The sequence below is a fragment of the Mycobacterium gallinarum genome, from assembly GCF_010726765.1.
GTDB lineage: Bacteria > Actinomycetota > Actinomycetes > Mycobacteriales > Mycobacteriaceae > Mycobacterium > Mycobacterium gallinarum.
On the sequence record NZ_AP022601.1, the window covers coordinates 2,650,343 to 2,674,543 of the forward strand.

A 24,201-nucleotide genomic window follows, 5' to 3' on the forward strand; every position below is an offset into this window, starting at 1 on the left:
ATATGCAAGCCCCAATTTAGCTGTTACAGTGCGGCTGTGCCCAAATCTGTCGTGGCCAACGGTGCTGACAGTGGTCAGCGGCGAGCGTCTTTCCAGCGTGCGCGGTCGCACGAAACGAAGCGCAGCCTGGTGCAGGCGGCCATGGCACTGTGGCGCACCAACGGATACGCCCAGACCACTGTCGCCGACATCTGCCGGGCCGCCGGCGTCTCCCGCGCCCTGTTCTACTTCTATTTCCCCGCCAAAGAGGATGTGTTGTTCGAAGTCGGCCTCTTGTCGACGCGGGCGGCACAGAAGAAGGTGCACGCGATGCTCGACACCGACTATGAGATCGAGCACGTGATCGCCGAGGCGTTGCGCAGCCTCGAACGGTCGATGGCCCGCAACCCGCGCGACCTGATCGTCGAGACCATTCTCGAGGGGTACCGCCACGAGCACCGGATACTGTCCGGCGACGAGCGCAGCGACACCGATGCCGACATGTTCGGCGAACTGTTCGTCAAGGCTCAAACCGATGGCAAGCTTGCGGCCCATGTCGACGTGAAGCACCTGTCGCACCTCGCCGGGATGCACGTCAGCGAGGGCGTGCGCCATTGGGCGTCGGGAGGTTTCGGCGACAAGTCCTTCTCCGAGGTGGTCACCACCGATATCGCCGCACTGGTCGCCGGGTTCAACCTCAAGGCGCGACGATGAAGGCGACGGTGATCACCGGGCCGAACGAAACCCAGGTGATCGACGTGCCGAAGCCGACGGTCGGACCAAACGACGTCCTGATCAAGATGCGGGCCTGCGGAATCTGCGGATCCGACAGCCTGTACATCTCGATGGGAGGCTTCGGCAAGGGACACATGCCACTGGGCCACGAACCAGCCGGCGAGGTCGTCGAGATCGGAAGTGCGGTCACCGGTTTCACAATCGGCGACCACGTGGTCGTCAACCCGATGATCGCGCCGAGTGGAATCATCGGCAACGGTGGCAAATTCGGTGCGCTCGCCGAGCACCTGCTCATCGAGGACGCCGTCCGCGGCACGAGCGTCGAGGTCGTTCCCGATCACATTCCCTTCGAGGTGGCCGCACTCAACGAACCAATGGCGGTGGCCCGCCACGGCGTCAACCGGTGCCAACCGAAACCGTCCGACAAGGTCGTGATCTTTGGTGCGGGACCGATCGGATTGGGCGCCACCATCGGCTTCAAATCCATCGGCGTCGGCCACGTCGTGGTTGCCGACCTGATTCCCGCACGACTGGAGAAGGCCCTCGCCGTCGGCGCCGACGCCGTGATCAACTCCGCCGAGGAGGACGTCGCGAAACGGCTCATCGAACTGCACGGTGCCGGCGAGTCGATGTTTCCCGGCAAGGCGGGTACGGACATCTACTACGACGCCGCGGGTGCGCCGCGGGTGATCAGCGCGGCGTTGGGCGCCGCCAAGACGGGCGCGCGGCTGTGCGTCGTCGCGGTGCACAAGGAGCCCGTGGCCGTCGACTTCCTCAACGTCATGAGCAACGAGATCACCATCGTCGGGTCGATCGGCTACCCGGACGAGATCTTCGAAGTCACCTCCGACATCGTCGCGAACTGGGAGAAGTACGCGGTGATCGTCAGCCACACAATCCCGTTCGCGGATGTCGACGAGGCGCTGCGAATCGCGTCCACCCCCGGCGCGGCCGACAAGGTCGTCGTCGTTTTCCAGTGACTTACAACTGAGAGGAGTACGCACATGGCGTGGGATTTCGAGACCGACCCCGAGTACCAGAAGGTGCTGGATTGGGCCGACGAGTTCGTCCGCGAGGAGATCGAACCGCTGGACCTCGCGTTTCCGCACCTGCAGTTCACACCGCTGGAAGGCAAGCGGCGAGATGCGATCGACCCCCTGAAGGAAGAGGTGCGCCGACGCGGGCTGTGGGCCACTCACCTCGGACCCGAACTCGGCGGACAAGGTTACGGGCAGCTGAAGCTGGCACTGCTCAACGAGATCCTCGGCCGCTCGCAATGGGCGCCGATCGTGTTCGGCTGCCAGGCGCCCGACACCGGCAACGCCGAGATCATCGCGCACTACGGCACCGACGAGCAGAAGCAGCGGTACCTGATGCCGCTACTGGGCGGCGAATTGTTCTCCTGCTACTCGATGACCGAACCGCACGCCGGCGCCGATCCCACCCTGTTCACGACGTCCGCGGTACGCGACGGTGACGACTGGGTGATCAACGGCCACAAGTTCTTCTCCTCCAACGCCAGCACGGCCTCGTTTCTCATCGTCATGGTCGTGACGAATCCCGACGTCAGTGCGCACCAAGGGATGTCGATGTTCCTGGTGCCTACCGACACCCCGGGGGTGAACATCATCCGCAACATCGGGTTGTACGGCGAACCCGAAGGCCAAGGATCACACGCATTGATCCACTACGACAACGTCCGGGTGCCCGCCGAGGCCCTGCTGGGTGGTGAGGGCCAGGCGTTCGTCATCGCACAGACGCGGCTCGGTGGCGGGCGCATCCACCACGCGATGCGGACCATCGGCATGTCACAGAGGGCGTTGGACATGATGTGCGAACGCGCGCTCAGTCGCGAGACGCAGGGTAGCCGACTGTCGGACAAGCAGTTCGTGCAGGGCTACATCGCCGACTCGTATGCCCAGCTACTGCAGTTCCGGCTGATGGTGCTCTACACCGCATGGGAGATCGACAAATACAACGACTACAAGAAGGTGCGCAAAGACATCGCCGCGGTCAAGGTCGCGATGCCCACGGTGCTGCACGACATCGCTTGGCGGGCAATGCAAGTGCACGGCGCCCTTGGCGTCACCAACGAGATGCCGTTCCTCGGGATGGTCACCGGTGCCGCGGTGATGGGGCTGGCCGACGGACCCACCGAGGTGCACAAGACGACGGTGGCCAAGCAGGTGCTGCGCGACTACCGGCCCACCGAGGACACCTGGCCCACCGAATGGGAGCCGCGCAAACGCGAGGCGGCTCGGGCGAAGTACGCCGACTATCTCGAAAACGAGGTCGGGAATCTGTGACCGAGGAGAAGATCGACACCGCGCGGCTCGCCGACTGGATGGACGGGGCGCAGCTCCCCGGTAAGGGCGAACCCCTGCAGGCCGACTTCCTTTCCGGGGGTACGCAGAACGTCATCTACAAGGTCAGCCGAGGCGAGAACGTGTGCGTCCTTCGCATGCCTCCAACGGGCGCCCCGCCGGACCGGGACAAAGGCATCCTGCGCGAATGGCGGATCATCGAGGCGCTCGACGGCACCGACGTACCGCATACCGCGGCCGTAGGCGTCTGCGCAGACGCGTCGATTCTCGGCCGACCCTTCTATCTGATGGGATACGTCGACGGCTGGTCGCCGATGGACCAGCACGGTAAGTGGCCCGAGCCGTTCGACAGCGATATGGCAGCGCGTCCCGGGCTGTCGTATCAGCTGGCCGAGGGAATCGCGCTGTTGTCGAAGGTCGACTGGAAAGCCAAGGGACTGCAGGATCTTGGCCGCCCGGACGGTTTTCACGAACGCCAGGTCGACCGGTGGACCGCGTTCTTCGAACGGATCAAGGGCCGCGAGATCGACGGTCTCGACGCCGCGACGCGGTGGCTGCGCAACCACCGCCCGCTGGACTTCATCCCCGGCCTCATGCACGGCGACTATCAGTTCGCCAACGTGATGTACCGGCACGGCGCGCCGGCGCAAATGGCCGCAATCGTCGACTGGGAGATGGGTACGGTCGGAGATCCGAAGCTCGACCTGGGATGGATGGTGCAGAGCTGGCCCGAGGACACCGATGAACCGTCGGCCATGAGCTACGTCGACATGCGCGGCATGCCGTCGCGTACCGCCGTGATCGATCACTACGCGAAGGTGTCCGGGCGTCAGGTCGACGATCTCGACTACTACCTGGTGCTGGCCAAGTGGAAGCTCGCGATCGTCCTGGAACAGGGTTTCCAGCGCGCGGGCGACAACGAGAAACTGCTCGCGTATGGACCGGTCATCACGTCGTTGATGCGTTCAGCGGCCGACCTCGCGGAATCCAGCGACTACCGGTGAGGGCCGCGGTCTGCCCGCAGTACGGACCGCCGGGCGTGGTCCGCATCGGCGACCAACCGTCTCCGGCCGTCGCGGCGGGACAGGTCCGCGTCCGTGTTGCGGCCGCCGCGGTCAACTTCCCCGACGTGCTGTTGATCGCTGGCCAGTATCAGGTCACCGTGCCCGTCCCGTTCGTCCCCGGCAGTGAGTTCTCCGGCATGATCGTCGAAACCGGTTCTGAAACAACCGATTTTGCGATCGGCGACCGAGTCACCGGCACCGGGATGTTCGGTGCGTTCGCCGAGGAGGTCACCGTCGATCCGGCCGGGCTGGCCCGGATCCCCGACGGTGTCGACGACCGCACCGCTGCGGCGTTCGGCGTCGCATACCGCACGGCTTATCACACGCTGCGATCGGTGGCGCGGGTGCAATCCGGCGACCAGGTTGTCGTGCTCGGCGCGGGCGGCGGCGTCGGACTTGCGGCGGTTCAACTCGCGACGCAACTCGGCGCGTCAGTAGCCGCCGTGGCGTCGTCGGACGAGAAGCTCGATGCCGCAGCTTCTTACGGAGCGCGACATCTGATCAACCATCGTTCAGGCGCGTTGCGGGACTTGCTGCGTAAAGCCCTGCCCGGTGGAGCCGACGCGGTCGTCGATCCGGTGGGCGGCGACCTGTCCGAGCCGGCTCTGCGCTCGCTGCGGCGAGGCGGACGGTTCGTGACCGTGGGCTTCGCCTCCGGTGACATCCCCCGCATCCCGCTGAATCTTGTTCTGGTGAAGGGGGTTCACGTCCTGGGCTTCCAGTTCCAGGATGTTCCCGCCGACGAATTCGCCCGTAACGAGGACGAGCTGCGTGCACTTCTGGTGAGCGGCGCGGTGCGCCCGCACATCGGGGCGGTCTATCCGCTCGCCGAGACGGTCCGGGCGCTCGAGCACGTCGCCGAGGGCCGCGCGATCGGCAAGATCCTGATCGACCTCACCTGACCGCGATTTGTGTGCATTTTGGAGCGGTGAGCGCACCAAAACGTGCACAAATCGCTAGCTGGCAGGGACCAGGTCCGCGGCGACGGAGGCCATCATTCCGCATCGAAACGTCTCACTCGACGCGACACTGTCCGCCCCGGGATCGTTGGCGGCGGCGAGCGCACGGGATTTGAAAGCCCTTGCGGCAGCACTCAAGTGATGCTGGGCGGAATCGACGCTGCCGTCCAACTCGGCGGGCAGGCTCTCGCCCCACAACGTCACCTCGGTGGCACCCTGCTCGAGCGCATTGCGCACATGCTGGAGCACCCGCGGATCGCGGTCGAAGAGATCGGCGGCGACGGCGACGGTCTGCGGATGGGGCCGGTCCTCCCACTGGTCGAGCACTGCCTGCAGATCGAGCGTCTGGGCGCCGAGGATGTGCAGCGGCCGCAGATCGTCCGCGCTCCCGATGAGCACAGTGACGTCCCACCCGGCCATCACGCGGTCGTAGATCCAGCCGCCGGCGCAGCGCACCGCATCGAGCGCGGTCGGGGCGACGACGTCGAGTCGGTACCTCACATCGAGCTCCTCGGAGAGAAGTCGCGACCCAGTGATTCCGCGTACCCCTTGAACACCTCGGCCAGCGGGATTGAGGGATCGAGTAGCCATAGGGTCTCCATTCCGTTGATAAATGCGAGAATCTCGACGGCCTTTCCGGCCGCGTCGAAATCTGGGCGATACCGGCCGTCGCTTTGGCCTTGTTTGATGAGATCGACGATGATGCTCACCGCTTCGCGGTACCTGTGGTGCAGCCGGTCGTGCAGCGGCGCATCCGGTGCGATGTTCTCGACGAGCAGCACCGTGAACGTCCCGACCAACTCGGGGGCACGGTCGAATCGCTCGGGCACGCGGCTGAGTTCGGTGATCAGATCGCCGGAGCGGTAGTCGGCATGGATCTCGTCGTCGGCGTCACGGGCATCGAGAACCGCGTTGAGCAGCTGTTCCTTGGACTCGAAGTGGTGCAGCAGACCCGCCGGGCTCACCCCGGCCTCCTTCGCGATCTGCGCCAACGAGGTGTTCCGCCAGCCGTTGCGCGCCAGCAACCGCTCAGCGACGGCGAGTATCCGCTGCCTGCGATCCTCACCTTTGGCGAGGAGGCTCGCATAGGGCCGTGGGGCTGTCACGGGGCTCCTTCGTCGAACCAACCTAGTGAACACACAGTAGGTAGGTTTCTCCGCTGCGACAAGGGTCTCAACGAAATTTGATCCGATCGCCGGTCATATCGCAGGTCAGGGGGTGCGCGGCGTGAATTCGATGTGCAGCTCGGTCAGGCCGCGCAGCAGGAACGTCGGGTCGTAGGCATAGTGGCGACCCCCGGCGGGCCCGTGAGCGGCCTCGCTGATCCGGATCTCGCTCATCCGGTCTACCAGACGATGAACGGTGATTTTTCCTTCGACGCGAGCGAGCGGAGCGCCTGCGCAGGTGTGAATTCCGCGGCCGAATGCGATGTGCTCCCGCACATTCTTGCGGTCCGGGCGGAAGGAGTGCGGGTCCTCGAACTTGTTCGGGTCCCGGTTGGCGGCGCCGAGGCAAAGCATCACGATCGTTCCCGCCGCCAAGTGCACACCGCCGAGCGTGGTGGTCCTGCGGACGAGCCGGAAATCCACCTTGGTCGGCGAATGCATCCGCAGTGCCTCCTCGATGAACGCCGGGATGCGCTCCGGGTTCTCCCGCAGTATCTGTTGGTACTCCGGGTGGTCTCCGAGCGTCTGCACCGCGGTGCTGAGCAGCTTGGTAACGGTCTCCTGGCCTGCGGCGAACAGGAAGGTCGCCGGTTTGACGACCTCGATCAGGTCCGGAACGGAGCCGTCGGGATAGCGGGCCGTCGCCATGCCGGACAACACGTCATCGCGAGGTTCGCGGCGGCGATCGGCGAGGTAACCGGCGAATTTTTCATCGAGATACTGCAGCGGGTCGAGCCCCACCGGCCGACCATCGAGAGCCCCGACCCGACTACCCCCGGGTTGCTCGGCGCCCAGCGCCGCGAGAAATTCCGGCCGGTCCTGCTCCGGTACGCCTAGAAGATCGATGATCGCCGACGTGGCAAAGGGTTTCGCATACTCCGACAGGAATTCGCAGCTGCCCGCCGAAGACGCGGGGTCCACGAACTGATCGAGTTGGCTATCGACCAGCCGCCACATGAAGTCTTCGTTCTCCTTGAGGCGCCGCGGCGTCAGCAGCTTGGTCAGCAGTGACCGCGCTCGCTCATGTGCTGGTGGATCCATCACCACCATGTGCTCGTGAATCGGAAAGAGGTGGCGGTGCGCCTCTATCTGTTCGGTGATGTCGTCACCCTTGGGCGCGAACGGCAGTGGTGGAAACGGCCCACCGATCGCGTTCACCGCCGAAAACGACTCGTGATCCCTGAATGCCGCCAGCACTTCCTGATACCCGGTGACGGCTACGACGCCGTGGTGAGGTTCACGAAACACCGGCCCCTCTGCGCGTAGGGCGTCCCAGTAGTCGTACGGATCCTGGCTGATCGCCGGGTCGGAAAAGTAGTCCACTGATGCGAGGTCGGTCATCGATGCCGTTCTTTCGTCATGGATCGTCTCCGCGTCCAATTTGGTCGATCGACCAAACTGTTAGGATGCGCCATGCCTACCACGCGGGCCGCTGGGCGGTCAAGCAATCGAGCGGTCACCAGCGCCACGCGTTCGACTCGGAATGCGTCCGCCGAGACAGGAGCGCGCGAGCGTCTGATCGAGGCGACCGCCAAGATCATGCATGACGAAGGTTATGCCGCCGCCACCTCGCGGCGGGTGGCGGCGGAGGCCGGCGTCAAGCAGGCGTTGGTCTATTACTACTTCCCGACAATGGACGATCTGTTCGTCGAAGTCCTGCGCGCAGGCGCCGAGACTTCGCTGCAGAGCATGCGCGCCTCGCTCACCGACGATGACCCGTTGCGCACGCTGTGGCTGATCAACGGGGATACCAGAAGGACCGGGCTGAACACGGAATTCATGGCGCTTGCCAACCATCGCAAGATGATTCGCACAGAATTGAAGGCTTACGCGGAGCGGGTGCGCGACATCGAAACCGCCGCGGTAACCGTTGCCCTACGCGCTCGGGGGGTCGACCTCGATGAGTATCCGCCGGTCGTGATCTCGATGCTCATCGCGCAGATCGCCCGCAGTCTGTGCAACGAAAGCGCGGTCGACGTCACCCTCGGGCACGACGCGATGCGGGCGTTCATGGAACGCCAACTGGATCTGCTGACCGATTCACCAACGGCGACCGAGTCGACTCCTGCCGGTCCCTAGGCGCCACTCGAAGCGCCGTAGCGCCTTCGCCGCGCCGCCTTTGGCCGCACTGGTTGACAGGGCGCGCGGATCGATGTCACGATCCTGATCGATCGACCAATTCTGATCGATCGATCAACACGCGGTTGAGCCTTTGCGTTCGGCGGCGTCCGGCGAACCGAGGTGACGACATGGGCGGGCGAGTCGAGGGCAAGGTGGCATTCGTGAGCGGCGCGGCACGTGGCCAGGGCCGCAGCCACGCCGTGCGCCTCGCAGAGGAAGGCGCCGACATCATCGCCGTCGACGTCTGCAAGCGGATCAGCAGCCAAACCGACATCCCGGCGGCGACTCCCGATGATCTGGCCGAGACCGCCGATCTGGTCAAGAACCTGAATCGCCGCATCATCACCGCTGAGGTGGACGTACGTGACTACGACGCCCTGAAGGCCGCCGTGGACAGCGGAGTCGAACAGCTCGGGCGACTTGACGTCGTCGTCGCCAACGCCGGCATCGGCAACGGTGGCGCCACGCTCGACAAGACCAGCGAGGACGATTGGCGCGACATGATCGATGTCAACCTGTCGGGCGTCTGGAAGACCGTCAAAGCCGCTGTGCCGCATCTGCTGTCAGGTAACCGCGGCGGGTCGATCATCCTCACCAGTTCAGTGGGCGGCCTGAAGCCGTATGCGCACACCGGCCACTACATCGCCGCGAAGCACGGTGTCATCGGGCTGATGCGGACCTTCGCCGTCGAGCTGGGACAGCACTCGATCCGGGTCAACGCCGTGTGCCCCACCAACGTGAACACGCCGCTCTTCATGAACGAGGGCACGATGAGGCTGTTCCGCCCTGACCTCGAGAACCCGGGGCCCGACGACCTCGCCGTCGCCGCGCAGTTCATGCACGTACTGCCTGTCGGCTGGGTGGAGTCCATCGATGTCAGCAATGCCGTGCTCTTCCTTGCGTCCGACGAATCGCGCTACATCACGGGTCTTCCAGTCACGGTCGATGCCGGCAGCATGCTGAAATAAGCGATTTCACAGACCCAGCGACTTGGCGATCATCACCTTCATGACCTCGCTGGTGCCTGCGTAGATCCGGGCCACGCGCGCATCGGTGTACAGCCGGGCGATCGGATACTCCATCATGTAGCCGTATCCGCCGAACAGCTGCAGGCACCTGTCGATGACCCGCTGCTGCATCTCGGTGCAGAACAGCTTCACCCGCGCCGCGTCGGCGGGCGCCAGCTCCCCTTCGACGTGCAGCGTGATCGCCCGGTCGAGCATGGCCTGCGCGGCCTCGACCTCGGTCGAGCAGGCGGCCAACTCGAACTTTGTGTTCTGAAACGACGCGACCGGCGTACCGAACGCCTTGCGGCTCTTGGTGTAGTCGATCGCCGCGGCAATGGCCGACCGCGCCTGCGACACCGATCCCACCGCGACGGTGAGCCGCTCCTGCGGCAGGTTGTGGCCGAGATAGCCGAAGGCCTCGCCCTCCTCGCCCAGCATGTTGGCGGCGGGTACGCGTACGTCGACGAAGGACAACTCGGCGGTGTCCTGCACTTTGCAGCCCATCTTCTCCAGCTCGCGGCCGCGGGTGAAGCCGGGCATGCCGTCCTCGACGACGAACAGCGTCAGCCCCTTCCGACGGTTGTCCGGATCCGTCGCGGTGCGGGCGACCACGATCACCAGGTCGGCCTGCATACCTCCGGTGATGAATGTCTTGGCGCCGTTGATGATCCAGTCGTCACCATCGCGTGCCGCGGTGGTTCGCATACCCGCCAGATCGGATCCGGTGCCCGGCTCGGTCATCGCGACGGCGGTCAGCAGTTCGCCTGCGGCCAGCCCGGGGAACCAGCGCTTGCGCTGCTCCTCGTTCGCGTAGTGCAGGAAGTACGGCAGGATCACCTCGAGTTGGGTGCGTACCGTCGACAGGGTCACCAGCGCCCGGGCCGCCTCCTCCTGCATCACGACGAAGTAGCGATAATCGGGTTGACCGCCGCCGCCGTACTCCTCGGGAATGGCTGTACCCAGCAGACCCAGCGACCCCATCTGCTTGAACACCTCGCGCGGCATGCGTCCGCCCTTCTCCCACTCGGGATAGTGCGGAACCACCTCCTTCTCGACGAAGTCGCGCGCGAGCTCGCGGAAAGCCTCGTGGTCTTCGGTGAAAAGATCTCTACGCACGCAGCGTCCTCCCTAGGCGATGAGTTCTACAAGGGTGGCGTTGGCTGTGCCGCCGCCCTCGCACATGGTCTGCAGACCGAAGCGAATACCGTTGTCCCGCATGTGATTGAGCATGCGGGTCATCAACACCGCGCCCGACGCGCCCAGTGGGTGGCCGAGTGCGATGGCGCCGCCGAGCGGGTTGAGCTTCGCCTCGTCGGCACCGGTCTCGGCCAGCCAGGCCAGGGGCACCGGCGCGAAGGCCTCGTTCACCTCGAACACGCCGACCTCGTCGATGCCGATACCCGCCTTGTGCAGAACCTTCTCGGTCGCGGGGATCGGACCGGTCAGCATCAGCACGGGATCCGCCCCGGTGACCGCGCCGGCGCGGTACCGCGCGATCGGTCGCAGCCCCATCGTGACGGCGTTCTCCGCGGTCATGATCAGCAGCGCGGCGGCCCCGTCGGAGATCTGCGACGAGTTACCCGCGTGGATGACGCCGTCCTCCTTGAAGGCGGGCTTGAGCCCGGCGAGCTTCTCGACGGTGCTCCCCCGCCGCACACCCTCGTCTGCCACGACGGGCTCGCCGTCGGTGAACACCGGCATGATCTGCGTTTCGAACGCCCCGTTGTCCTGGGCGGCTGCGGCCAGCTCGTGTGAGCGCACCGAGTACTCGTCGAGCCGGGTTCGCGAGAAGCCCCACTTCTGCGAGATCAACTCCGCCGAGATGCCCTGGTTGAACGAGAAGTCGCCATAGCGCTCAAGCACTTTCGGGCCATACGGCATGCCGCTCGCCCGTGCCGACCCCAGCGGGACCCGGCTCATCACCTCGACACCACCTGCCACGACGACGTCCTGCTGGCCGGACATGACGGCCTGCACGGCGAAGTCGAGCGCCTGCTGGCTCGACCCGCAGGCACGGTTGACGGTCGTGCCCGGAATGTGCACCGGCCAGCCCGCCGCCAGCACCGAGTAGCGCCCGATGTTGCTCGACTGGTCACCGACCTGCGATACGCAACCCCACACCACGTCGTCGACGATGTCGGGATCGATGCCCGCCCGCTCCACGAGCGCGTTCAGCACGATGGCGGACAGGTCCGCCGCATGCATATCCGACAGTCCCCCGTTGCGCTTGCCGACGGGGGTACGCACCGCCTCGACGATCACGGTTTCACGCATCTTGTTACTCCGATCTGGGCGGCACGGCCCATCGACCAGTGAACGCCGCCTCACGCTTCTGCGCGAATGCCGCGTACGCCTCCGTTGAGTCTGCTGTGGCGAAGTTGCCCTGTTGCGCGCGGGCCTCATTTGCCAGCGCCTCACGCAACGTCACCGCGGCTCCGTCATTGAGCAGGGCCTTGCTCTGCGCCAGTGCGACGGGCGGGCCCGCGGCGAGGCGAGCCGCCAGGTCGTCGACGAAGGCGTCGATCTCGTCGGCCGCCTTGATCCAGGTGACCAATCCGAGGGATCGCGCCTCTTCGGCGTCGATCATGTCGGCCAGTAGCACCAGCCGCTTGGCCTGTTGCAGCCCCACCAGCTTGGGCAACAGCCATGACCCGCCTAGGTCGACCGACAGGCCACGCTTGGAGAAGATCTGGCAGAAGCGCGACTCGGGCGTCGCCACCACGAAGTCACATCCGAGGGCGAGATTCCAGCCCGCGCCAACGGCCACGCCGTTCACCTTCGCGACGGTGGGGACGGTCAGTTCGTGCAGCGCCAGCGCAACCTCGCTGAGCCTGCGCAGTTTGTGCCGGGGATGAATGTCCTCCGCGGTGCCGATGTCCGCACCTGAGCAGAACGCCCTGGCCGCCCCGGTGATCACCAGTGTCCGCAACTCGGTGTCCCGTGCGGCGGCGCGCAGCGCGTCGGCCAACTCCTCCCACAGCTGGGGATTGATGGCGTTCTTCCGGTCTGGCCGGTTCAGCGTGAGCGTCCGCACGCCGTCGCGGTCTTCGGTGAGCAGAACCTGTTCTGGGGTCATGAGTACGCGGGCCCGATCACGCCTTCGGCGCGAAGCCGGCTGAGATCGTCTGCGGTCAAACCCATCTCACTCAGGACGCTGTCCGTGTGCTCACCCAGCCCCGGCACCGCACCCATCGACTGTTCGAATCCACTGATCACCGGCGGCGGCCGCAGCGCCTGGATATCGCCCGCCGAGGTACCCACGTTGCGCCAGCGGTCCCGGGCGGCCAATTGGGGATGCACGACGACTTCGCTCGGCAGGTTGTAGCGCGAGTTGCCGATACCCGCGGTGTCGGCCGTCTTCTGAATATCGGCGAGATCATGCTGGGCACACCATGATCCGATGGCCTCGTCGAGGATGGCCCGGTGCTCGCAGCGCCCCGGATTGGTCGCGAAGCGCGGATCGTCGGCGAGATCGGGCCGGTCGATGATCTCGCGTGCAACGCGTTGCCACTCGCGGTCGTTGGTCGTGCCGAGCACGACGGTCTGGCCGTCGCGGGTCGGAAACGCGCCATACGGCGCGACCGCGGGAGATCCGACGCCGAGTGGCTCCTGGTCAATGCCTGAATGCTGCGTGTAGGTCAGCGCGTAGCCCATGACATCGGTCATGACGTCGAACAGGCTGAGTTCGACCGACGGGGCGGTGGCGCCATCGGGTCGCTTTCCGCGCGCGAACAACAGCGCCAGAATCGAGATCGCGGCATAGAGGCCAGTCGTGAAGTCAGCGATTGCGGGCCCGGGCTTGGCGGGCATCCCGGGATAGCCCGTGATGGCACACGACCCGGATTCAGCTTGCACCAGAAGGTCGTACGCGCGCTTGTGCGAGATGGGACCACCCGGTCCGTAGCCGTCGATTTCGACAGGGATGACGTTGGGGTGGCGCTGCGCCAGGTCGGCGGCCGAGATGCCCATCCGTGCGGTGGATCCCGGCGCAAGGTTGGAGACGAACGCGTCGGCGCCGTCAAGAAGTCGGTGCAGGAGGTCCAAACCCTGCGGCGATTTCGTGTTCAGGGTGACGGATTCCTTGCCCCGGTTGCACCACACGAAGTGCGCGGCAAGACCTCCCGGCCCGTTGACGACATCGTCGTAAGCGCGGGCGAAGTCACCCCCGTTGGGGTTCTCCACCTTGATCACGCGTGCACCGAAGTCGGCGAGCACACGAGTACACATCGGGGCGGCGACCGCCTGCTCCATCGCAACGACGGTCACGCCCGCCAGCGGTGCATTCATGTACCTACATCACCATGCCGCCGTCGACCGGCAACACCTGACCCGTGATGTAGGACGCGGCGTCGGACGCCATGAACACGAAGGCGCCCGCGATCTCAGACGGTTCGGCCCAGCGCTTGAGCGGAATGCGGTTCATCATGTTGGCCGCGAACTTCTCGTTGGTCCGGATGGTCTCCGTCATCGGTGTCGCGGCGAGCGGTGCAAGGGCGTTCACCATGATGTTCTTCGGGGCCAGCTCGCGGGCAAGTGATTTCGTGAAACCGATGAGGCCGGCCTTCGCCGCCGAATAGTTGACCTGGCCGAGCGTTCCGGTCAGCCCCGCCGCCGACGTCACATTGATGACGCGGCCGGTGCCGTCGGTCGGGATGTGCGGCAGTGCGGCCTGGGTGCAGTGGAATGTGCCCATGACGTGAATGTCGAACGTCAATCGGAACGTCTCGTCCGTCAGCTTGGGAAACATCGCGGGCGACGTGACACCGGCGTTGTTGACCAGGATGTGCAGCGCCCCCCCGCCGAGCCCGGCGGCCTGCGCGGCGGCCGCATCGGCCGCCTCGCGGTCACTCACGTCCAGCGCGCACGAGTCAGCCTTACCGCCGTTGGCGCGGATTCTTTCGGCCACAGCCGATGCCGCGTCCGCATCGAGATCGGTCACCAGGACGGCCGCGCCCGCATCGGCGAGCGCCGCGGCAACCGCCGCTCCGATGCCGCCGCCTGCGCCGGCACCGGTGACCAGTGCGGCACGGCCGGTCAGGTCGAAGTAACCCATTCAGTAGCTCCTTGGCATGCCGAGTACGTGTTCGCCGAGGAAGTTCAGGATCATCTCCTGGCTGACCGGCGCGATCTTCATCAGCCGCGACTCACGGAAGTACCGCGATACGTGGTACTCCTCGGAGTACCCCATGCCGCCATGCAATTGCAGAGCCCGGTCGGCGGCACCGAATCCGGCGTCGGCACAGAGGTATTTGGCGGTGTTCGCCTCACGCCCGCACGGCTTGCCGTTGTCGTACAACCACGCCGCCTTGCGCAGCACCAACTCGGCGGCGTCCAGGCGTGCCAACGAGTCGGCGAGCGGGAACTGCAGGCCCTGGTTCATGCCGATCGGGCGCTCGAAGACGACGCGCTCGTTGCCGTACTTCACGGCCTTCTCCAGCGCGACGCGGCCGATGCCCAAGGCCTCGGCGGCGATCAGCATTCGTTCAGGGTTGAGCCCGTCGAGGATGTACTTGAACCCCTTGCCTTCCTCACCGACACGGTCCTCGACACCGACGACGAGGTCGTCGATGAATACCTCATTGGAGCTGACCGCATTTCGGCCCATCTTCTTGATCGGGCGGATGTCGACGTGGTCGGGATCCAGATTGGTCAGGAACAAGGTCATACCGTCGGTCTTCTTGGTGACCTCGTCGAAGGGCGTGGTGCGGGTGAGCAGCAGGATCTTCTCCGATTCCTGCGCCTTCGAGATCCACACCTTGCGCCCATTGATGCGGTACTTGTCGCCCTCGCGTTTGGCGAACGTGGTGATGCGCGACGTGTCCAGTCCCGCACCGGGTTCGGTGACACCGAAGCACACGTGCAGATCGCCGTTGACGATGCGGGGCAGGGTGGCGGCCTTGAGTTCGTCGGAGCCGTGCTTGACGACAGGCTGCATCCCGAAAATCGTGAGGTGGATGGCGCTGGCACCGTTCATCGCCGCGCCGGACCGTGCCACCTCCTCCAGCAGCAGGGTCGCCTCGGTGATGCCCAGCCCATGGCCGCCGTACTCCTCGGGGATGGTCATGCCCAACCAGCCGCCGGAGGCGATCGCGTCGTAGAACTCCTGCGGAAATTCGTGCGCCAGGTCCTTTTTCATCCAGTATTCGTCGTCGAACCTGCTGCACAGCTCCGCGACGGACTTGCGGATGATCTGCTGATCTTCGGTCAGCTCGAAACTCATGCCCCCAGACACGTGTTCTCCTCTTCGTGCATAGCGATTTCGGCGCGCTCGGTCCCGCTGAGCGTTTCCAGGCACGCCGAAATCGCAGTGGGACTCAGTCCTTGTTGCCGGTCAATTCCTTGGCGTTGGCGGCGAAGTCGGCGAAGTTCGCGCCCGTCTTCTCCTTCTTTGACAGCGCTTGGATGGTGACGTCGTGGCCTTCGGCGGCTTTGCGCAGCGCACCCACGGTGGCCTGTTCCTTGGTGATGTGGGTGAAGGGATCCCAGTGATACCAGCGCATGGCGTTCTCGTAGGTCATCTTGTTGATCTCGACATCGGGGACGTGGTGCTCTTTGAGAACCTCGTCGAGTTGCTCAGGGGCCCCGGGCCACATCGAATCGCTGTGTGGGTAGTCGGCTTCCCAGCAGATGTTGTCGATGCCGACGTCGTTGCGCAGCTGCACCCCGACGTGATCGGAGATGAAACAGGTCAGGAAGTGATCGCGGAACACCTCCGAAGGCTTCTGGGTGCCGAAGTCCTGACCCGTCCACGTCGAATGCATCTCATAGGTGCGATCAGCACGCTCCAGGAAATACGGAATCCAGCCGGTGCCGCCCTCACTCAAGGCGATCTTCAAATCGGGGTATTCCTTGATCGGCCGGCTCCACAACAGATCCGCGGCGGCCTGCACGATGTTCATCGGCTGCAGGGTGATCATCACATCCATCGGGGCGTCGGGGGCGGTGATGGCCAACCGCCCCGAGGACCCGATGTGCACGTTGAGCACGGTGTCGGTGTCGACGAGTGCATCCCACATCGGCTTCCAGTAATCGAAATCATGAAAGCTGGGGTATCCCATGGCCGAGGGGTTCTCGGTGAACGTCAACGAGTGCACCCCACGCTTGGCGTTGCGCCGAATCTCCTTGGCGCACGCTTCGGCGTCCCAGATCACCGGCAGCGTCATCGGGATGAACCGGGCCGGATAGGCCCCGCACCACTCCTCGACATGCCAGTCGTTGTAGGCCTGCACCAGCGCCAGGGAGAACTCGTGATCCTCGGTGGCGAACAACCGGCCCGCGAACCCGGGAAACGACGGGAAACACATCGAGCCCAAGATGCCCCCGGCGTTCATGTCCTTGACCCGCTCGTCGACCTGGTAACAGCCCGGCCGGATCTCATCCAGTCCTTGGGGCTCCAGGCCGTACTCCTCCTTCGGGCGGCCCGCGACCGCGTTGAGCGCCACGTTGGGGATCACGATGTCGCGGAACTGCCAGGTATCAGAACCATCGGGGTTATGCACCAACCGCGGCGCCTCATCCAGATACTTCTTCTGCAGATGATTCCTGAACATATCCGGCGGCTCGACGATGTGATCATCAACGCTGATCAGAATCATGTCTTCTTTGTTCACGCCTGTTCCCTCCGTCGAAATCTGTGATAGCACCCACACTAGTTACCCAGTCAGGTTCTCTATCTGAGGAAACTAGCTTCTCTTGCGACGAGAATCAATGTCCGAAACGACCCGCATAGCCTTCCAGCAGCACCGTTGGACTGTAAGTGGCAGGCCACCGACCCGCACATCCAGGCGACGGCATTGACCATCGGCCGGAAAGGTGGAAATCTATTGGCGAAATATGAGAACCTGATTCTCGTGAACGAGAGGAAGCGCCCGGTGCGTGTGCCCCCGCTCCCCGCGGACCAGTGGGATGACGCCGTCGACCACGCCTTGTCCGGCATGCTGCCTCCTGAGCGCCGCAATCCGGAGGCGGCGGGCAATCTGCTCGCAACGCTCGTCCGCCACCCCAAGCTGACCAGGTCCTTCCTTCGCTTCAACAACCACTTGATGTTCAGCTCGCCACTGCCCGACCGGCTGCGCGAGCTCGCGGTGTTGCGCGTCGCGCATCGCCGCGCTTGCGAGTACGAGTGGCGCCACCACGTTCGCATGGGCGGTGAGGCCGGCCTGTCCGATGACGTCATCGAAGGCATCCAGCGCGGCGAGGCCGTCGACGAACTCGACCGGGCGGTCCTTGCGGCAGTCGACGAACTCGAGGACAAGTCGGAGATCGCCGATGCCACATGGGCGACGCTCTCGGAACACCTCGACGAACGTCAACGCATGGACCTCGTCTTCACGATCGGCTGCTATGGCGCACTCGCCATGGCCATCAACACGTTTGGCGTGGAACCCGACTCCGAATAGCACGCAGAGAGGTAGACAAACCGTGGCATTTTTCAAGAAGCCCGACGTCGGCAGCTGGACCGAGAACTGGCCCGAGCTCGGCACCGCACCGGTCAACTACGAGGACTCGATCGATCCGGAGCAGTGGAAGCTGGAGCAGCAGGCCATCTTCCGCAAGACCTGGCTGCAAATGGGTCGCATCGAGCTGATTCCCAAGAAGGGCAGCTACATCACCCGTGAGCTGCCGTCGGTCGGAGCGGGTACGTCGATCGTCATCGTCAACGACGGCGACCAGATCCGCGCTTTCTACAACATGTGCCGCCACCGCGGCAACAAGCTGGTGTGGAACGACTATCCCGGCGAAGAGGTCTCCGGCACCTGCCGCCAGTTCGTCTGCAAGTACCACGCCTGGCGCTACAACCTCAAGGGCGACCTGACCTTCATCCAGCAGGAGCAGGAGTTCTTCGACATCGACAAGGCCGACTACCCGCTCAAGCCGGTGCGCTGCGAGGTGTGGGAGGGCTTCATCTTCGTCAACTTCGACGACGACGCGGTCTCGCTCGAGGAGTATCTGGGCGAGTTCGGCCAGGGTCTCAAGGGTTATCCCTTCCACGAGATGACCGAGCACTACAGCTACCGCGCGGAGATCAAGTCGAACTGGAAGCTCTTCATCGACGCGTTCGTCGAGTTCTACCACGCGCCGATCCTGCACATGAAGCAGGCGGAGAAGGAGGAAGCCGAGAAACTGGCCAAGTTCGGCTTCGAGGCGCTGCACTACGACATCAAGGGCGATCACTCGATGATCTCGTCCTGGGGTGGCATGAGCCCGCCCAAGGACCTGAACATGGTCAAGCCCATCGAGCGAATCCTGCACAGTGGACTGTTCGGGCCGTGGGACCGGCCCGCCATCAAGGGCATCCTGCCCGACGAGTTGCCGCCGGCGATCAACCCGGGCCGCCACAAGACTTGGGGCCAGGACTCGTTCGAGTTCTTCCCGAACTTCACCCTGCTGTTCTGGGTGCCGGGTTGGTATCTGACGTACAACTACTGGCCCACCGGTGTGGACACCCACATCTTCGAGGCCGACCTGTACTTCGTGCCCCCGAAGAACCTGCGCGAACGGCTCTCCCAGGAACTGGCCGCGGTGACGTTCAAGGAGTACGCGTTCCAGGACGCCAATACGCTGGAAGCCACGCAGACACAGATCGGCACCCGCGCCGTTCTCGACTTCCCGCTGTGCGACCAGGAAGTCCTGCTGCGCCACCTGCACCACACCGCGCACAAGTACGTCGACCGGTACAAGGCCGGCCTGAATAGCAACGGTTCGAACGGCAAGCACGCCGCTTCAGAGGAGAAGGACACTGCAAATGTCTAAGCTTCCAGAGGAATTCGCGGATCTCGAGCGGTTCAGCGACTGGTGCCTGCCGACCGAGGAAGAGCGCTATCAGAAGCGGCTGAACTCCTCGATGGAGGAGATGCAGGAACTCTACGACGCGGGCATGGCTAGGCTCGAGGACATCATGGTCTACGTCGACGCCCGCTTCCCGCTCAAGGGAATGCCGGAGGACGCGAAGGCTCTGGTGCACCTCGGCCAGTCGATCGTGATGGTGAGCTTTCCCATCGAGGTGTGGAAACAGCCCCGGGTACTCGACAGCGGCGCCGCCTACATCAATCTCATCAAGGAGCCGGTGGTCTAGCTGTGCCAACGCTCTTCGCGCAAGCGGCTCATCGATGCTGACCCTCAAGGCAGCGGGTCTTGTTGACGTCGACGCCGGCGAGATCGTCCGGCCGGCAATCGTCCGCATCGACGACGGTCGGATCGTCGGCCTAGGCGAAGGATCTCAGGGTCCCGACGATCAGGTCATCGATCTCGGTGATGCCATCCTGCTGCCCGGCCTGATGGACATGGAGGTCAACCTCCTGATGGGCGGGCGGGGCGAAACCCCCGGCCTGTCCCAGGTGCAGGACGATCCGGCGATCCGGGTGCTACGCGCGGTCGGCAACGCCCGGCGCACGCTACGTGCGGGGTTCACCACGGTGCGCAACCTCGGATTGTTCGTCAAGACAGGCGGATACCTGCTTGACGTGTCACTCGGCAAGGCCATCGACGCCGGATGGATCGAGGGCCCTCGCATCGTGCCCGCCGGTCACGCCATCACACCGACCGGCGGCCACCTCGACCCGACGATGTTCGCGGCGTTCATGCCCGGCGCGCTCGAGCTGACGGTCGAGGAGGGCATCGCCAACGGTGTCGACGAGATCCGCAAGGCCGTGCGCTATCAGATCAAGCACGGCGCCCAGCTGATCAAGGTGTGCGTATCCGGTGGAGTGATGTCGCTGACCGGAGAAGCTGGCGCACAACACTATTCGGACGAGGAGCTGCGAGCCATCGTCGACGAGGCACACCGGCGCGGGCTGAAGGTGGCCGCGCATACCCACGGCGCGGAGGCGGTCAAACACGCCGTGGCATGCGGTATCGACTGCATCGAGCACGGTTTCCTGATGGACGACGAAGCCATCCAGATGTTGGTGGACAACGACCGGTTCCTGGTCACCACCCGCAGGCTGGCCGAAGCGATGGACGTGTCGAGGGCTCCGAAAGAGTTGCAGGACAAGGCCGCCGAGATGTTCCCGAAGGCGCGCACGTCGATCAAGGCAGCGTACGAGGCCGGGGTGAAGATTGCCGTCGGCACCGACGCCCCGGCGATCCCGCACGGCAAGAATGCCGATGAACTCGTCACCCTCGTGGACTGGGGCATGCCGCCGGCGGCGGTGCTCCGCGCGGCCACGGTCGTCGCCGCCGACCTGATCGACAAACCGGACCTCGGCCGCATCGCCGAGGGGTATCTCGCGGACATCATCGCCGTGCCCGGCGATCCGCTCGCCGATATCGGCGTTACACGAGACGTCAGCTTTGTAATGAAGGGCGGTAAGGTCTACCGACATGACAGTGTCACCTAGTCAACAGCGGATCGAGGATCTGGTCGAGATCCAGCAGACGCTCGCCAAATACGCCGTGACCATCACCCAAGGCGACATCGAGGGGCTGATCTCTGTTTTCACCCCCGACGGCACCTACAGTGCGTTCGGCTCGACCTACACGCTTGCCCGCTTTCCCGAGCTGGTCGATGCGGCCCCGAAGGGCCTGTTCATGACGGGTACCGCGCTGATCGACCTCGACCCCGACAACCCGGACGCCGCCACCGGAACACAGCCGCTGTGCTTCATCGAGCACTCCAAGCACGACATGCGAATCGGCTACTACAAGGACACCTACGTGCGCACCGACGACGGCTGGCGGCTCAAGACTCGTGCCATGACCTTCATCCGGCGCAGCGGAGAGCACGACTCCGGACGCCCGCACGCGATCGGCCGGCCGGAGGCCGATGTCGCCGCCGAGGCGGCTCCGGAGCCCGATGTCGCCGCCGGGGCGGCTCCGGAGCCCGATGTCGCCGCCGGGGCGGCTCCGGAGCCCGATGTCGCCGCCGGGGCGGCTCCGGAGGCCGATGTCGCCGCCGGGGCGGCTCCGGAGGCCGATGTCGCCGCCGGGGCGGCTCCGGAGGCCGATGTCGCCGCCGGGGCGGCTCCGGAGGCCGATGTCGCCGCCGGGGCGGCTCCGGAGGCCGATGTCGCCGCCGGGGCGGCTCCGGAGGCCGATGTCGCCGCCGGGGCGGCTCCGGAGGCCGATGTCGCCGCCGGGGCGGCTCCGGAGGCCGATGTCGCCGCCGGGGCGGCTCCGGAGGCCGGATGACCAGCGACCTGACGGCTGGCACCGAGTTCGAGACAGTCGCCGAGTTCCGGTCACAACTGGTCGCATGGCTGGATAGCCATGACCTGACTCCCCCGCCCGGCGACCCCTCGCTCGACGCTCATCAGGCGCAGCACGCCCGCGTGCTGAAGGAGCTTTACGACGCCGGCTGGATGCGCTGGGGCTGGCCCGAATCCGCAGGCGGCCTCGGTGGCCCGATGATCCTGCGCGCGATCGTCGGCGAAGAGGTGGTCGGCCGTCGGCTCGACGATCCAGGACCGTACTCGATGCTCGAAGTACTGACTCCGACGATGATCGATTACGCGCGCCCCGAACTCGCCGCCGAGATGGTGCCTCGGCTGCTGTCCGGCCAGGAGACCTGGTGCCAGGGCTTCTCCGAGCCCGGCTCGGGTAGTGATCTCGCATCGCTTGCCACGCGCGCCGAACAGCGCGGCTCGACCGGGGATTGGGTGATCAACGGCCAGAAAGTGTGGACGAGCTTCGCGCAGTACGCCAAGCGTTGCGTGCTTCTCACCCGAACAGGACCCGGGCATTCGGGCATCACCGCCTTCTTCGTCGACATGGACAGTCCCGGCGTGGATGTCCGCCCCCTGCGCACGATGCACGGCGTCGACGAATTCTGCGAGGTGTATTTCGACGACGTGGTGGTGCCTGCCGACCGCATGCTCGGAAACCCCGGCGACGGTTGGCAACTCGCGATGGACCTGCTTCCCTACGAGCGCTCGACATGCTTCTGGCAGCGCATCGCCTACCTGTACTCGCGGTTCGACGCACTGGTTGGCGAGGTGAAGAGCCTCGGCCAGTCGGTGGACTCGGAGCTGGGCGAGACATATCTGGCTCTGCACATGTTGCGCTGCCGCTCGCGGGCCACCCAGCTCCGGTTGGCCGACGGCAATAAGCTCGGCCCGGACACGTCGATCGACAAGGTCTTACTCGCCGGCGCCGAACAGCGGCTCTACGACTCTGCGCACGACCTGCTCCCGAGTGTCATCGAGCTGGACGACACCGAGTGGCGCACCGAGTACTTGTATTCGCGGGCCGCCACGATCTACGGCGGCACCGCCGAAGTTCAGCGCAACATCATCGCCCGCCGACTGCTCGACCTCGGGAAGGAGTGATCGTGGCCGGACCATCGGAATGGGACGCCCAATCACTGGAACTGCTCGAAGACGGCCTGCGCAAGACGATGCTGTCGACCTCCGGCACCGAACTGGATGCGGCACTGGCTGAGCTCGGCTGGTCCGAGATGCTGTCCGACATGTCCGAGGTGGCAATCCCGCTCGTGTTCCGGCTGTTGGGCGAAACAGGCTCGCACGCTTCGGTTCTCAACGACGTCGTATTGCTCGCCTCGAGCCCCGACGAGGGCTCGAACCCTGCGCTTCCCTACGCGGGCGGCGGCTGGGTGGTGTGGGACTACGCCTGCGCCGACGAGAGTTCGGCCCTGGGCGGGTTGCCACTGCGCCGGGTCGAAGAGGGCGGGCATCCTCGACTGCCCGACGCGCGACGCGCGGTCGGCTGGTGGCTGGCGGGTTGCGCCAGGGCGATGCTGACCCTCGCCCGCCAGCATGCGCTGGACCGTGTCCAATTCGGTCGGCCGATCGCGTCGTTCCAGGCGATCCGGCACCGCCTCGCCGAAACACTCGTGGCGATCGAAGGAGCCGAGGCGGCGCTGACGCTACCCGGCGACGACAACCCCGACCTGACCGCGCTGCTGGCCAAGGCGGCCGCGGGCAAGGCAGCGCTCACCGCGGCCAAACACTGCCAGCAGGTGCTGGCCGGCATCGGCTTCACCGCCGAACACGAGCTGCACCACCACATCGAACGTACGTTAGTTCTCGACGGGTTGCTCGGCAGCTCAAGAGAACTCACGCGCAGGGCCGGAGCGGGACTGCGCGCCCGCGGCTCGGTCCCCCGTCTCGCCCACCTCTAACGACCCCCCCTTGTCTCGTCCGGGCTCACACGGCGTCGCGAGCGACCGCGTCTGTACGTAGACACGCCGCGTTGCGCGTACATTTTGCGGTCGCTCGCACCCACGCCGAAGGACCCTAGACTTCACGGGTGCCACCCGACGCGTCGAAGACCAGGGCGGGACTGCTGGACGCCGCAGCCCGCGCCTTCGCTCACGACGGGGTCTTCAACGCCTCCCTCATCGACATCACCCGCCAGGCCGGGCAGCGCAACCGGGCGGCACTGCGCTACCACTTCGGTTCGCGCGACGGTGTGCTGTGCGCGGTCATCGAGCGACACGCGGAGTTCCTCGCCCGCCGCGAAGGTGAACTGCTCGAGGCGGCCAGGCGCCAGGCGGGGCTCGAATCCGTCATCGAAGCGCTCGTGCGGCCAGCTGCCGAACTCGCGGACAGCGGCTGGCGCGGACGATGCTGCCTGCTGATCATCGCCGAGCTGACCGGTGAGGACCGGGCGCAGTACAGCGCCGAGTTGCAGGCCGTGCTGGCCAGCACCGGCGGCGACGACGTGTTCGCGCTGCTGACCGAGCGCACCGGACATCTCACCGATGAGCTTCGCACCGAACGGTTCTCACTGATGGTGATGTTCATCCTCCGGGCCATCGCGGACCGCGCTCGGTTGCTCGAGCGACGTGCACGCCACGGCCGCCCACAGCTCGAGCATGAACCGTTCGTCGCGAACCTGGTGGCGATGGCCGCCGCCGCGGTGGCCGCGCCCGCAGCTCGTTGACATAA

General features: G+C 65.3%; 24 protein-coding genes and 1 pseudogene. 15 read left to right on the plus strand and 10 right to left on the minus strand.

The features are described from left to right. The first annotated feature begins 36 nt into the window (after positions 1–36). From G6N42_RS12840 to G6N42_RS12860, 5 genes are read left to right on the plus strand one after another with little or no spacing between them, the layout of a single operon-like run. A complete protein-coding gene (locus G6N42_RS12840) occupies positions 37–693 on the plus strand; it encodes a TetR/AcrR family transcriptional regulator (protein ID WP_174262068.1) in 657 nt (218 codons plus the stop codon). Further along, entirely contained in the window at positions 690–1,694 is a 1,005-nt protein-coding gene (locus tag G6N42_RS12845) for a zinc-dependent alcohol dehydrogenase (protein ID WP_163729937.1), read from the plus strand. Before G6N42_RS12840 ends, G6N42_RS12845 begins: the two co-directional genes overlap by 4 nt. Before the next feature lie 24 nt (positions 1,695–1,718). Next, positions 1,719–3,020 (plus strand): acyl-CoA dehydrogenase family protein, encoded by a 1,302-nt coding sequence (locus G6N42_RS12850; protein WP_163729938.1) that lies wholly within the window; start codon positions 1,719–1,721, stop codon positions 3,018–3,020. 38 nt (positions 3,021–3,058) lie between these two features. Next, a complete protein-coding gene (locus tag G6N42_RS12855; protein ID WP_434059618.1) occupies positions 3,059–4,042 on the plus strand; it encodes a phosphotransferase family protein in 984 nt (327 codons plus the stop codon). Next, a complete protein-coding gene (locus G6N42_RS12860; RefSeq protein WP_163729940.1) occupies positions 4,039–5,004 on the plus strand; it encodes an NADPH:quinone oxidoreductase family protein in 966 nt (321 codons plus the stop codon). The genes G6N42_RS12855 and G6N42_RS12860 overlap by 4 nt, the downstream gene beginning before the upstream one ends. Positions 5,005–5,058: 54 nt before the next feature. Here G6N42_RS12860 and G6N42_RS12865 read toward each other — a convergent pair whose 3' ends face one another. The 3 genes from G6N42_RS12865 to G6N42_RS12875 all read right to left on the minus strand — a co-directional run bounded on the left by G6N42_RS12865 (position 5,059) and on the right by G6N42_RS12875 (position 7,568). Next, on the minus strand, positions 5,059–5,562 hold the full coding sequence (locus G6N42_RS12865) for a hypothetical protein (RefSeq protein ID WP_163729941.1): 504 nt from the start codon (positions 5,560–5,562) through the stop codon (positions 5,059–5,061). Further along, complete coding sequence (locus G6N42_RS12870; RefSeq protein WP_163729942.1) at positions 5,559–6,167, minus strand: TetR/AcrR family transcriptional regulator; 609 nt, start codon at positions 6,165–6,167, stop codon at positions 5,559–5,561. Before G6N42_RS12870 ends, G6N42_RS12865 begins: the two co-directional genes overlap by 4 nt. 105 nt (positions 6,168–6,272) lie before the next feature. Further along, complete coding sequence (locus tag G6N42_RS12875) at positions 6,273–7,568, minus strand: cytochrome P450 (RefSeq protein WP_163729943.1); 1,296 nt, start codon at positions 7,566–7,568, stop codon at positions 6,273–6,275. Between the two features lie 72 nt (positions 7,569–7,640). Between G6N42_RS12875 and G6N42_RS12880 the strand changes: the two genes are divergently transcribed. Then, positions 7,641–8,306: a TetR/AcrR family transcriptional regulator gene (locus tag G6N42_RS12880; protein ID WP_163729944.1), complete on the plus strand. Its 666-nt coding sequence runs from the start codon at positions 7,641–7,643 to the stop codon at positions 8,304–8,306. 170 nt (positions 8,307–8,476) lie between these two features. Continuing rightward, positions 8,477–9,316 (plus strand): mycofactocin-coupled SDR family oxidoreductase, encoded by an 840-nt coding sequence (locus G6N42_RS12885; RefSeq protein WP_163729945.1) that lies wholly within the window; start codon positions 8,477–8,479, stop codon positions 9,314–9,316. Positions 9,317–9,322: 6 nt separating this feature from the next. On the opposite strand, the gene G6N42_RS12890 is transcribed toward G6N42_RS12885, so the two are convergent. From G6N42_RS12890 to G6N42_RS12920, 7 genes are all read right to left on the minus strand, one after another. After that, positions 9,323–10,471 (minus strand): acyl-CoA dehydrogenase family protein, encoded by a 1,149-nt coding sequence (locus G6N42_RS12890; protein ID WP_163729946.1) that lies wholly within the window; start codon positions 10,469–10,471, stop codon positions 9,323–9,325. A gap of 12 nt (positions 10,472–10,483) precedes the next feature. Beyond that, on the minus strand, positions 10,484–11,629 hold the full coding sequence (locus G6N42_RS12895) for a thiolase family protein (protein WP_163729947.1): 1,146 nt from the start codon (positions 11,627–11,629) through the stop codon (positions 10,484–10,486). A gap of 4 nt (positions 11,630–11,633) precedes the next feature. Beyond that, positions 11,634–12,431: an enoyl-CoA hydratase/isomerase family protein gene (locus tag G6N42_RS12900; protein WP_163729948.1), complete on the minus strand. Its 798-nt coding sequence runs from the start codon at positions 12,429–12,431 to the stop codon at positions 11,634–11,636. After that, complete coding sequence (locus G6N42_RS12905; RefSeq protein WP_163729949.1) at positions 12,428–13,642, minus strand: CaiB/BaiF CoA transferase family protein; 1,215 nt, start codon at positions 13,640–13,642, stop codon at positions 12,428–12,430. The genes G6N42_RS12900 and G6N42_RS12905 overlap by 4 nt, the downstream gene beginning before the upstream one ends. A gap of 4 nt (positions 13,643–13,646) precedes the next feature. Next, positions 13,647–14,408 (minus strand): SDR family NAD(P)-dependent oxidoreductase, encoded by a 762-nt coding sequence (locus tag G6N42_RS12910; protein WP_163729950.1) that lies wholly within the window; start codon positions 14,406–14,408, stop codon positions 13,647–13,649. Beyond that, positions 14,409–15,575 (minus strand): acyl-CoA dehydrogenase family protein, encoded by a 1,167-nt coding sequence (locus G6N42_RS12915; protein WP_163737424.1) that lies wholly within the window; start codon positions 15,573–15,575, stop codon positions 14,409–14,411. Positions 15,576–15,669: 94 nt separating this feature from the next. Continuing rightward, on the minus strand, positions 15,670–16,965 hold the full coding sequence (locus tag G6N42_RS12920; protein ID WP_163729951.1) for an amidohydrolase family protein: 1,296 nt from the start codon (positions 16,963–16,965) through the stop codon (positions 15,670–15,672). A gap of 261 nt (positions 16,966–17,226) precedes the next feature. Here G6N42_RS12920 and G6N42_RS12925 point away from each other — a divergent pair, with 261 nt between their 5' ends. From G6N42_RS12925 to G6N42_RS12960, 8 genes and pseudogenes are all read left to right on the plus strand, one after another. Further along, positions 17,227–17,754: a carboxymuconolactone decarboxylase family protein gene (locus tag G6N42_RS12925; protein WP_163729952.1), complete on the plus strand. Its 528-nt coding sequence runs from the start codon at positions 17,227–17,229 to the stop codon at positions 17,752–17,754. 22 nt (positions 17,755–17,776) lie between these two features. Continuing rightward, a complete protein-coding gene (locus tag G6N42_RS12930; protein WP_163729953.1) occupies positions 17,777–19,108 on the plus strand; it encodes an aromatic ring-hydroxylating oxygenase subunit alpha in 1,332 nt (443 codons plus the stop codon). Further along, positions 19,101–19,430: a hypothetical protein gene (locus G6N42_RS12935; RefSeq protein WP_163729954.1), complete on the plus strand. Its 330-nt coding sequence runs from the start codon at positions 19,101–19,103 to the stop codon at positions 19,428–19,430. Before G6N42_RS12930 ends, G6N42_RS12935 begins: the two co-directional genes overlap by 8 nt. Before the next feature lie 34 nt (positions 19,431–19,464). Next, positions 19,465–20,694, plus strand: a complete 1,230-nt coding sequence (locus tag G6N42_RS12940; protein WP_163729955.1) for a metal-dependent hydrolase family protein — start codon at positions 19,465–19,467, stop codon at positions 20,692–20,694. Then, a pseudogene (locus tag G6N42_RS12945) lies at positions 20,678–21,118 on the plus strand (nuclear transport factor 2 family protein); the annotation flags it as partial. The gene G6N42_RS12940 and the pseudogene G6N42_RS12945, both read left to right, overlap by 17 nt. Before the next feature lie 362 nt (positions 21,119–21,480). Continuing rightward, positions 21,481–22,620, plus strand: coding sequence for an acyl-CoA dehydrogenase family protein (locus tag G6N42_RS12950; RefSeq protein WP_163729956.1), 1,140 nt, complete (start codon positions 21,481–21,483; stop codon positions 22,618–22,620). A 68-nt stretch (positions 22,621–22,688) separates the two neighbouring features. Then, positions 22,689–23,432, plus strand: a complete 744-nt coding sequence (locus tag G6N42_RS12955; RefSeq protein ID WP_174262250.1) for an acyl-CoA dehydrogenase family protein — start codon at positions 22,689–22,691, stop codon at positions 23,430–23,432. Between the two features lie 128 nt (positions 23,433–23,560). Then, positions 23,561–24,196: a TetR/AcrR family transcriptional regulator gene (locus G6N42_RS12960; RefSeq protein ID WP_163729958.1), complete on the plus strand. Its 636-nt coding sequence runs from the start codon at positions 23,561–23,563 to the stop codon at positions 24,194–24,196. Positions 24,197–24,201 lie beyond the last annotated feature (5 nt).